Origin of the sequence: Streptomyces sp. NPDC102279 (assembly GCF_044766365.1) — a bacterium.
Lineage (GTDB): Bacteria > Actinomycetota > Actinomycetes > Streptomycetales > Streptomycetaceae > Streptomyces.
Window position 1 is genome coordinate 33,285 of record NZ_JBIWLU010000022.1, and the last position, 9,150, is coordinate 42,434.

Below are 9,150 nucleotides of genomic sequence, written 5' to 3' on the forward strand. Positions count from 1 at the left end.
CCCGCCGGCGAGACACGTTCGCCGCATGGCCGACTGGAGTGTCACCCGCCGCCGGCCCCCACCACACCCGTCCCGACATCGCCCCGGTGGGGGCCGGCCGGTGGGGTTGAGGGTGGACGGGCGGGCCTGCACGCTGCCGCACCGCACGGCCCCCTCCCCTCCCCCGCCTCCTCCCCCGCCCCCGAGGGGGATGTCCCGAGGGGGATGTCCCGCCTTGAGGGTGTCCCGCCGGCGGGACGGCACAAGTGCGCCCGTACCGCGCCCTGCCAGGGCGCACAGCCGCGTTGACCGGCCAGTGGTGGGGACGTGAACGTGAGGGCGAGGCAAGGACGTTGAAGGCCCAGCCGAACGAGGGGGAACGACGTGGCAGACACCGGCATGGACGCCGAGGTGGTGATCGCGGGCGCCGGGCCGACGGGCCTGATGCTCGCCTGCGAGCTGCGGCTGGCGGGCGTCGACGTGATGGTCCTGGAACGGCTCGCCGACCGTACGGGCGAGTCACGGGCCGGCGGGATCCACTCGCGCACCCTGGAGGTGCTGGACCAGCGCGGCGTCCTGGACCGGTTCCTGGCGGCCGGCGAACTGCAGCCGGTGGGCCACTTCTCCGGCCTCTACCTGGACTTCGAGGAGTCCGAGTCCCGCCACCCCTACCCGCTGATGATCCTGCAGTCCGCGATCGAACGGCTGCTGGAGGAGTGGGCGGGCGAACTGGGCGTGCGCTTCCGCCGGTCGGCCGAGGTCGTCGGACTGCGTCAGGACGAGGACGGCGTGAGCGTCGAGGTGGGCCCGGCCGGCTCCTCGCGCGAGACGCTGCGCGCCCGCTACCTGGTGGGCTGCGACGGCGGCCGCAGCGCCGTGCGCAAGCTGGCGGGCATCGGCTTCCCCGGCACCGAGGCGACGATGACGGCGCTGATCGGCGACGTCGAACTGCCGGGCCTGCCCGAGGACTACGTGTGGATCCGGCGCTGCGCGAGCGGCGACTTCTCGGCGATCGCCTTCGAGCCCGGCTGGTACCGGGTGATCACCTCGGAGTACGACCGGGTCGCCGACCGCGACGAGGCGCCCACCTTCGAGCAGCTGCGGGACTCGCTGGTACGGCTCGCGGGCACCGACTACGGCATGCACAGCCCGCGGTGGATCTCCCGGTTCAACGACGCCGCCCGCCAGGCCGACCGCTACCGCCAGGGCCGGGTGCTGCTCGCCGGGGACGCCGCGCACATCCACTTCCCCGCCGGCGGCCAGGGCCTGAACATGGGCGTGCAGGACGCGGTCAACCTGGGGTGGAAGCTGGCCTCGGTGGTGCGCGGCCGGGCGCCGGAGAGCCTGCTGGACAGCTATCACGCCGAGCGTCACCCGGTCGCGGAGCGGGTGCTGAACAACACCCGGGCGCAGTCGGCGCTGGCCCGCCCCGGCCCCCAGTCGGACGCGCTGCGCGAGGTGTTCGGCTCGCTGATGGTCTTCGACGACGTCAACCGGCATCTGCGGCACATGCTCACGGCGCTGGACATCCGCTACCCGGCCGACGACGGGCACCTGCTGTCGGGCCGCCGGGTCCCCGACGCCGACCTCAAAACAGCGGACGGCATCACCGGGGTCAGCGAACTGCTGCACGCCGGCCGGCCCGTCCTGCTCGATCTGGGCGCGGGCGCGGAGGTGACGGCGGCGGCCGCCGGCTGGGCCGATCGCGTCGACGTCGTCGAGGCGGTCAGCGAGGACGACCACTGGTTCGTGCCCGCAGCCGGCGAGATCCCCGCCCCCGCCGCCCTGCTGATCCGCCCCGACGGCCACGTCGCCTGGGCCACCACCGCCGGCCGCCCCGACCTCGCCGCCCTGCGCAGGGCGCTCACCACCTGGTTCGGGCCGGGCCTGCCCGGCTGAGGACGAATCATTGGTGTTGAGCCTGGGGGCACGCTCTTTGACTGTGCAGGCCAACGAGGGCTGCATTGCCCAGCGTCACGGCAAGGGGCGTCTTCGCCAGACTGTCGCCTCTCCCCGCACTGCGTCAGCAGCCACAATGGAGGCATGGCAGCCGGCACACCATCCGCATCCCCATCGCACCTGCCGAGAGCAGATGCGGATGACCTTGCGCTCTACCGAGAGAAGTTCCGCCGACGCCTGCCGGCGGAATTGAGAGACCTCCATGGCCCCACCAAGGGCACGGTGACACTCCCCTTGCACGTGGCGTGGTCCGGGATGACCTCCTACGACCTCGACAAGCCTCGCCAGCGGATGGGGCTCTACCGCACAGTCCTGCACGAGGGCCTGTGTGAAGACCTGGAGTGCTACCTCCATCGAGACCTCCTGCTGGAGCTTTGGCCGACCTTGCGCCGCTTGGTGGGTTCAAGCGTTCGAACAGCGTGGGAGGACGCGTTTCCTGCGCTTTTGCGAGAGACCGCCGCATGACAGTGGACATGCCGGAGCTGCACGCCCGACTACTGGCTGACGTGATCACGATCGGGGCTCCCTACCCACTGGTACTCACCGGCGGCTATGCCGTGCGGGCGCATCGGCTCGTCAAATCGGCCCAGCCAGGACCTTGACGTCGCCACCGAGAATCCAGCGCCCATGACCGGACGAGCACTGGTTCGTGCCCGCAGCCGGTGAGATCCCCGCCCCAACCCGGCCGTCCTGACCCTGCTGGAACGCTTCGGCTCGCCGGCCCAGATCCGCCAGGCCGGACGCCGCAAGGTCACCAACCTGCTGCGTCCCAAGGCGCCTCGGATGGCGGCCCGGCTGACCGAGGACATTTTCACCGCGCTCGACGAACAGACGGTCATTGTCCCGGGAACCGCGGCGGCCGCGCTGATCGTTCCGAGCCTGGCCCGGTCCCTGACAGCCGTGCTCGACCAACGTCGCCTACTGGAGAAACGGCTCGACGAGCTGCTGGAGGAACACCCTCTTCCGCGGTCCTGACGTCGATGCCGGGCGTCGGCGTCACCAGCCCACAGGCCGCTCAACTCACATCAGCATCCTTTGCCGTCCACCCACGCCGAGACCTGCGCGGCACTCCGACGGACAGCTTCTTCCGGGTCCCGGGCGAGCTGCCCACAGATCGCTGCAACGCCCAGCACACCGTCCGGCCCCACAAGCGCATCATGCACCCCGGTCTGCAGCCAGTCAGCCTGCTGATCGTCAGCCTCCGCAACCGCGAGAGCGATGAGCCTTACGGCGGCCACCGTCCCCACCCGGACCAGCGCCTCCGCCGTCTGCCGGATCACCGCCGTGTCCCCGACGTCCAGCAACAATCCCACCAACGCCTCCGCAGCCTCAGGCACATCAGCAAAGGAAGCAAGGTCACGCCCGGCACGAACACGTTGCGGCCACGAAGGAGACGACGCCTCAGCCAAGGCAGCCCCCAACCCACTCATCATCTCCAACACGACCAGACGATCACATGTCCCAGACCCATGCTGCCCACCCGCTTGACCAGAGACATAGAGGCACCCCCCGTCACTCTCACGACGAGGATGACGGCTGCTCGGCACTGGAGGCGAAGGCCAATGTGAGCCGGCAGCCCAGTGCCGAGGCGATGCGTTCCAGGAGTGCCAGCGTGGGCTGGCCACGGCCGGACTCGATGCGTGAGATGGCAGCCTGTCCGGTCCCTGCGAGCTCGGCCAGGCGTGCCTGTGACATGCCCCGACGTCCACGCCAGTACCGCACCAGCTCACCTGTGTCGTTCATGGTCAGGAGTCCGCGCCGTAGCGCGGCAGAGCCGCGGTGTCGATCGTCCAGTCACCGATGGCGATGACGTCCCCGAAGCCGTAGTGCTGCCTGTTCTCGTATGCGGGCACGCCGATACGGCGCGTGGGCGCCCAGTGGTGGACTGCGGTGCCGTCCCGGGGATCGACGATCAGGTAGTGCGGCACGCCCATGGCCGGATAGTCCCGCAGTTTGGCCTCGTAGTCGTTGCCCGGATTCGAGGGCGAGACGATCTCGATCACCAGGTGAGTACGGCGAGGATCGATGGCGTCGCCCTGCGCCGTGGCCTCTTCCTCGTCGACCACGACGAGGTCGGGGACCCGCAGCACCCCGAGCCCCGCGTCCTCCATGTCGGTCTCGGCCATGAGAACGAGCTCCGCCCCGAGCTGGGGCTCCAGTTTGGTGCGCAGGCGGTGTGCGACCAACTGGTGGCGCTTCTTCGGGCTCATCATCATCAAAAGCTGGCCGTGACTGATCTCCGGCCAAGCCAACGGTTCGGGCTTGTCGAAGGTCTCACGGAACTCACGCAGATGACGATAGACATCCTGTTCGGTCACACTCCCACCGTACATGACGAAATCGTCATAGCCCCGATGGCGTTCGGGCTCTTCAGGACACCGCAGGATCCGGCAACGGGGAGGGCCACAGCCTGTGTGCCCGACCGTTCGGCTCCGCCCTCTCTGTGATCCCGGCGCAGCGTGCCTGGACCTCCGTCCGGGCACGCTCACACCGGAAGCCGTTCGCTCAGAATCTCCCCTCGCTGGCGGACCGGGCCGCGATGACGTCCAGGATCTCGCGGCCGTGGTCGACGAGGTACATGTGGTCGCCGGGGAACTCCGCGTAGGTGAAGCCGGCGGTGGTGGCGTCCTGCCACTGGCGGGCTTCGGCCGCGGTGACCAGTCCGTCCCGGGCGCCGCGCAGGGAGCAGATCGGCACCGGGAGAGGGGCGTCGGTGGAGGGGACGTAGTTCTCGTGCATCTCGCAGTCGGCCTGCAGGACCGGCAGGATCAGCTCCCGCATCTCCGGATGGTCCAGGGCCTCGTGCCGAAAGCCCGCGAACTCCTCGACGCGGGCGAGGAACTCCTCGTCGGGCAGGCCCGTCGCGCGGCGTTCGCGCTGGGTCCAGGGGCCCGGTGAGCCGCTGACGACCAGGCGCTCGACGTGCACGCCGCGGTGGGTGAGCAGGTGGGCGAGTTCGTAGGCGAGGACCGCGCCCAGGCTGTGTCCGAACAGCACGGTGGTGGTGCCTTCGCCGAGGTCGGCGACGATGTCGTCGATGGATCCCTTGGCCGCCTCGACGACGTTGCGGTACGGCGTGTCCAGGATCCGCCGTTCCCTGCCGGGCAGTTCGACCGAGGTGATGCGCCACCGGCCGGCGGACAGTTCCCGCCAGGGATGGAAGAACGAGGGTCCTGCTCCCGCGAACGGCACGCACAGCAGCGTGGCCTGCTCGGGGTCTTCCTGTGGTGTCCGGGGTCCGCTCACCGCGGCCCACCCCCATCCGTTCGGTGTGATCGTGCATCGGGCCGGTGCCGGGCACCGGGCGGCCGGCCGGTCATGCCAGCCTGTCGCGGGCGATCTCGAAGAACTCGGCGACCGGCGCCGGCATGTGCATCTCGTGGTGCGTGGCGTTCATGGTGTGCACGTCCAGGGTGCCCAGGACGTAGGGCCGCCACAGGTGGGCGTAGGAGGTGTCCTCCTGGGCCGCGTTGAAATACAGCACGTCGCCGCGGTAGGCGGGCGAGGTGAAGTCCATCATCAGGGCGGCGTTGTTGGCGAGGACGTCCGCCATGGTGTCCAGGAAGCCCTGCCGGCCGCCCAGGCGGATGTACTGGGTGAAGTCGTCCTCGAGTTCGGCCCGGTAGTCGGCCGAGTCCTTGCCGGCGTGGACCTCGCGGAATCCGTGGCCGCCGGGCTGGGCGTCCAGGATCGCCACCAGGGCGACCTGGTGGCCGAGCCGGTCCAGGGCGTCGGCGACGGCCTGGACGACCGTGCCGCCGTAGGACCAGCCGATGAGGTTGAAGGGGCCTTCGGGCTGGGTGTCGAGGATCTGGGTGACGTAGTCGTCGATCATCTCCTTCGCGGAGGAGGCGAGGGTGTCCACGCCGTCGGAGCCGCGGGACTGCAGGGCGTAGGCGGGCCGGTCCTGCAGGTGTGTCACGAAGCTGTAGTAGGCCCAGCCCAGGCCGCCGCCGCCGTGGAAGAACCACACCGGCTTCTTTCCGGTGCCGGGGTCGCTGTTCAGGGGCAGTACGACGGCGAAGGAGTCGGCGTCGTCGGCGGGGACACCGCCGGCGAGCATCAGCGCGGCCAGTTCGGCGACCGTGGGGTACTTGATGATCGTCCTGATGGGGATGTCGATGCCGAACTCGCCGCGGACGCGGACGCTGAGCCGGGTGGCCAGCAGCGAGTGCCCGCCGAGCGCGAAGAACCCGTCGCCGACCCCGACGTCCTCCCGGCCGAGCAGCTCACCGAACAGGGCGCACAGCCGCTCCTCGTAGGAGTTGCGCGGTCCGCCGCCGGCCGCGGTCGCGGCGGTGTCCTCGGCGGGCAGGGCGCGCCGGTCGAGTTTGCCGTTGGCGGTGAGCGGGATGTGCTCCAGCGTGATCAGGGTGGCGGGCACCATGTAGTCGGGCAGGCGTTCGCTCAGGTGGCCGGCGAGGGCGGCGGTGTCCGGTACGGCGCCGGGTTCGGGGACGACGTAGCCGACGAGGCGTTTGTCGCCGTCGCCGTTCTCGCGGACCAGGACGGCGGCCTCGGCGACGGCGGGGTGGGCGGCCAGGGCGTGTTCGATCTCGCCGAGCTCGATGCGGAAACCGCGGATCTTCACCTGGGAGTCGGCGCGTCCGACGTACTCCAGCTGTCCGTGCCGGCTGAGGCGGACGAGGTCGCCGCTGCGGTACATGCGCTCGCCGGGCGCCCCGAAGGGGCAGGCGACGAAGCGGGCGGCGGTCAGGGCGGGGCGGCCGTGGTAGCCGCGGGCCAGGCCGTAGCCGGCGACGTACAGTTCGCCGGTCACCCCGGCGGGCACCGGTTTGAGGTTGTGGTCCAGGACGTGGGCGCCGAGGCCTGGGATCGCCGGGCCGATGACGCTGGCGCGGTAGCGGGCGGCGGCGTGCTCGTCGAGGTCGATGCGGGTGACGTGCACGGTGGTCTCGGTGATGCCGTACATGTTCACCAGGACCGGCGCGTTGTCCGCGTGGCGTTCGTACCAGTCGGTGAGGCGGTTCAGGTCCAGGGCCTCGCCGCCGAACACCACGTAGCGCAGGGCCAGTTCGCGGCCCGGTGCCTGGGCGTCGGCCTGGATGAGCTGGTAGAAGGCGGAGGGGGTCTGGTTGAGGACGGTGACCTGTTCGCGGGCCAGGAGCGCGAGGAAGTCCTCCGGGGAGCGGGAGACGTCGTAGGGGACGACGACCAGGCGGCCGCCGTGCAGCAGCGGGCCCCACAGTTCCCACACGGAGAAGTCGAAGGCGTAGGAGTGGAAGAGGGTCCACACGTCGTCGGCGCCGAAGGCGAAGTCCTTCGCGGCGGTGAAGAGTCCGACGACGTTGCGGTGCGCGATGAGGACGCCCTTGGGGCGACCGGTCGAGCCGGAGGTGTAGATCACGTACGCGGGGTGGTCGGGGCGCAGCGGGCCGCGGCGTTCGGCGTCGGTGAGGTCGCTGTCGTCGCTGCCGGCCGTGGTGAGGGGGTCGGGCCCGTCGAGGTGCAGGCGGGGCAGGTGGGGGGCGAGGTCCTGGGCGGCGGTGGTGGCGGTGGTGGTGAGCAGCAGGACGGGTGCGGCGTCCTGGATCAGGTAGGCGATGCGGTCGGCCGGGGAGTCGGGGTCGATGGGCAGGTAGGCGCCGCCGGCCTTGAGGACGGCGAGGATCGCGACGACGAGGTCGGCGGAGCGTTCCAGGCAGATGCCGACCAGGGATTCGGGGCCCACGCCCTGGGTGACGAGGTGGCGGGCGAGGCGGTTGGCGCGGGCGTTGGCCTGGCCGTAGGTGAGGGTGGTGTCCTGGCAGACCACCGCGACGCTGTCGGTGTGGCGGGCCGCCTGGTGTTCGAAGAGGTCGACCAGGGTGGTGTCCGCGATCGGGGCGCCCGCGGTGGTGGCGTCGGTGAGGCGCTGGTGTTCGCGGGCGCTGAGGACGTCGATGTCGCTGACGCGCAGTGCCGGGTCGGCGGCGAACTGCTCCAGGACGCGGGTGAGGCGGGCGGAGATCTCCTGGGCCGTCTCGCGGTCGAACAGGTCGGTCGCGTACTGCAGGTCGCCGCGCAGCGCTCCGGCCTCGTCCATGGTGAGGAAGAAGGTGAGGTCGACCATGGCGGTCTCGGGGATGGCCTGCTCGAAGCGGACGTCGAGGCCGTCGAGTTCGAAGCCGGGCTTCTCATAGCTCTGCCAGGAGAAGATCACCTGGAAGAGCGGCTGGTAGGCGGCGGAGCGTTCGGGGTTGATGGCCTCGACGATCGCGTCGAAGGGCACGTCCTGGTGCTCGTAGGCGGCCAGCGCCTTGTCGCGTACCTGGGCCAGCAGGCTGGTGAAGGCGGGGTCCTCGGACAGGTCGGCGCGCAGGACCTGGGTGTTGACGAAGCAGCCGATCAGGTCGGCCAGGGCTTCGTCGGTGCGGCCGGCGATCGGGGAGCCGATCGTGATGTCGTCGCCGCCGCCGAGTTTGCCGAGCAGGACCGCCAGGGCGGCCTGCAGGAGCATCGACATGCTGGTGCCGCGCTCCTTGGCGAGCCTGTGCAGGACGCCCGTCGTGGCGGCGTCGACGTGCAGGGCGACGGTGTCGCCGTGCGAGCCGGCCTCGGCGGGCCGGGGCCGGTCCAGCGGCAGGTTCAGCGGCTGCGGCACGCCGGCGAGTTCCTTGCGCCAGTACTCGACCTGGGCCGCGGCGAGACTGCCCGCGTCCGCCGGGTCGCCCAGGACCTCGCGCTGCCACAGCGCGTAGTCCTTGTACTGCACGGGCAGCGGCTCCCAGTGGGGTGCGCGGCCCTGGGTGCGGGCGGTGTAGGCGGCGAACAGGTCGCGCATCATCGGGGCGCTGGAGCTGCCGTCGGAGGCGATGTGGTGGATGACCAGGACCAGGACGTGTTCGGTCGGCGAGCAGCACAGGATGTCGGCGCGCCAGGGGAGTTCGGCGGTCAGCTCGAAGCGGTGGGCGACGGCCTTCTCGATGGCCGCGGGCACGTCGGCGGGCGGTATGTCGCGCACCCGTACCTGCCCTGCGGTGTCCGCCGCGGCGAGGAGCCGTGAGCAGGGTTCGCCGGCGTCGTCCAGGACGTACAGGGTGCGCAGGATCTCGTGCCGTTCGGCCACGTCGCGCAGGGCGGCGGTGAGGGCGTCCCGGTCGAGGGGGCCGGTCAGTCTGAACGCCGCCGAGATGTTGTAGGTCGCCGCTCCGCCCTCCAGTTGGTGCAGGAGCCACATGCGGCGTTGGGCGTATGACAGCGGGATCATCG

7 protein-coding genes and 1 pseudogene are annotated in these 9,150 nt (G+C 70.8%); 3 read left to right on the forward strand and 5 right to left on the reverse strand.

Annotation, left to right across the window (positions count from 1 at the left end):
- Nucleotides 1–363 precede the first annotated feature (363 nt).
- From ACIRQH_RS38890 to ACIRQH_RS38900, 3 genes and pseudogenes are all read left to right on the forward strand, one after another.
- Nucleotides 364–1,878, forward strand: coding sequence for an FAD-dependent monooxygenase (locus ACIRQH_RS38890; protein WP_404230113.1), 1,515 nt, complete (start codon nt 364–366; stop codon nt 1,876–1,878).
- Nucleotides 1,879–2,022: 144 nt separating this feature from the next.
- Nucleotides 2,023–2,403, forward strand: a complete 381-nt coding sequence (locus ACIRQH_RS38895) for a hypothetical protein (RefSeq protein WP_404230115.1) — start codon at nt 2,023–2,025, stop codon at nt 2,401–2,403.
- Nucleotides 2,404–2,622: 219 nt separating this feature from the next.
- Nucleotides 2,623–2,963: pseudogene (locus ACIRQH_RS38900) on the forward strand (IS110 family transposase); the annotation flags it as partial.
- Here ACIRQH_RS38900 and ACIRQH_RS38905 read toward each other — a convergent pair.
- The 5 genes from ACIRQH_RS38905 to ACIRQH_RS38925 all read right to left on the reverse strand — a co-directional run bounded on the left by ACIRQH_RS38905 (nt 2,964) and on the right by ACIRQH_RS38925 (nt 9,148).
- Entirely contained in the window at nt 2,964–3,371 is a 408-nt protein-coding gene (locus tag ACIRQH_RS38905) for a hypothetical protein (RefSeq protein ID WP_388879199.1), read from the reverse strand.
- Between the two features lie 85 nt (nt 3,372–3,456).
- Nucleotides 3,457–3,681, reverse strand: coding sequence for a helix-turn-helix transcriptional regulator (locus ACIRQH_RS38910; protein WP_356004116.1), 225 nt, complete (start codon nt 3,679–3,681; stop codon nt 3,457–3,459).
- 2 nt (nt 3,682–3,683) lie between these two features.
- Complete coding sequence (locus tag ACIRQH_RS38915) at nt 3,684–4,256, reverse strand: Uma2 family endonuclease (RefSeq protein WP_388879155.1); 573 nt, start codon at nt 4,254–4,256, stop codon at nt 3,684–3,686.
- A 187-nt stretch (nt 4,257–4,443) separates the two neighbouring features.
- Nucleotides 4,444–5,184, reverse strand: a complete 741-nt coding sequence (locus ACIRQH_RS38920) for a thioesterase II family protein (RefSeq protein ID WP_404230118.1) — start codon at nt 5,182–5,184, stop codon at nt 4,444–4,446.
- Nucleotides 5,185–5,254: 70 nt separating this feature from the next.
- Nucleotides 5,255–9,148 (reverse strand): amino acid adenylation domain-containing protein, encoded by a 3,894-nt coding sequence (locus ACIRQH_RS38925; RefSeq protein ID WP_404230121.1) that lies wholly within the window; start codon nt 9,146–9,148, stop codon nt 5,255–5,257.
- Nucleotides 9,149–9,150: the final 2 nt, after the last annotated feature.

What these genes read in the sequence shown, in the direction of transcription:
- ACIRQH_RS38895 (WP_404230115.1), top strand. Translation starts at nt 2,023, where the DNA reads ATGGCAGCCGGCACACCATCCGCATCCCCATCGCACCTGCCGAGAGCA.
- ACIRQH_RS38925 (WP_404230121.1), bottom strand. Translation starts at nt 9,148, where the DNA reads ATGATCCCGCTGTCATACGCCCAACGCCGCATGTGGCTCCTGCACCAA.
- ACIRQH_RS38905 (WP_388879199.1), bottom strand. Translation starts at nt 3,371, where the DNA reads ATGATGAGTGGGTTGGGGGCTGCCTTGGCTGAGGCGTCGTCTCCTTCG.
- ACIRQH_RS38910 (WP_356004116.1), bottom strand. Translation starts at nt 3,681, where the DNA reads ATGAACGACACAGGTGAGCTGGTGCGGTACTGGCGTGGACGTCGGGGC.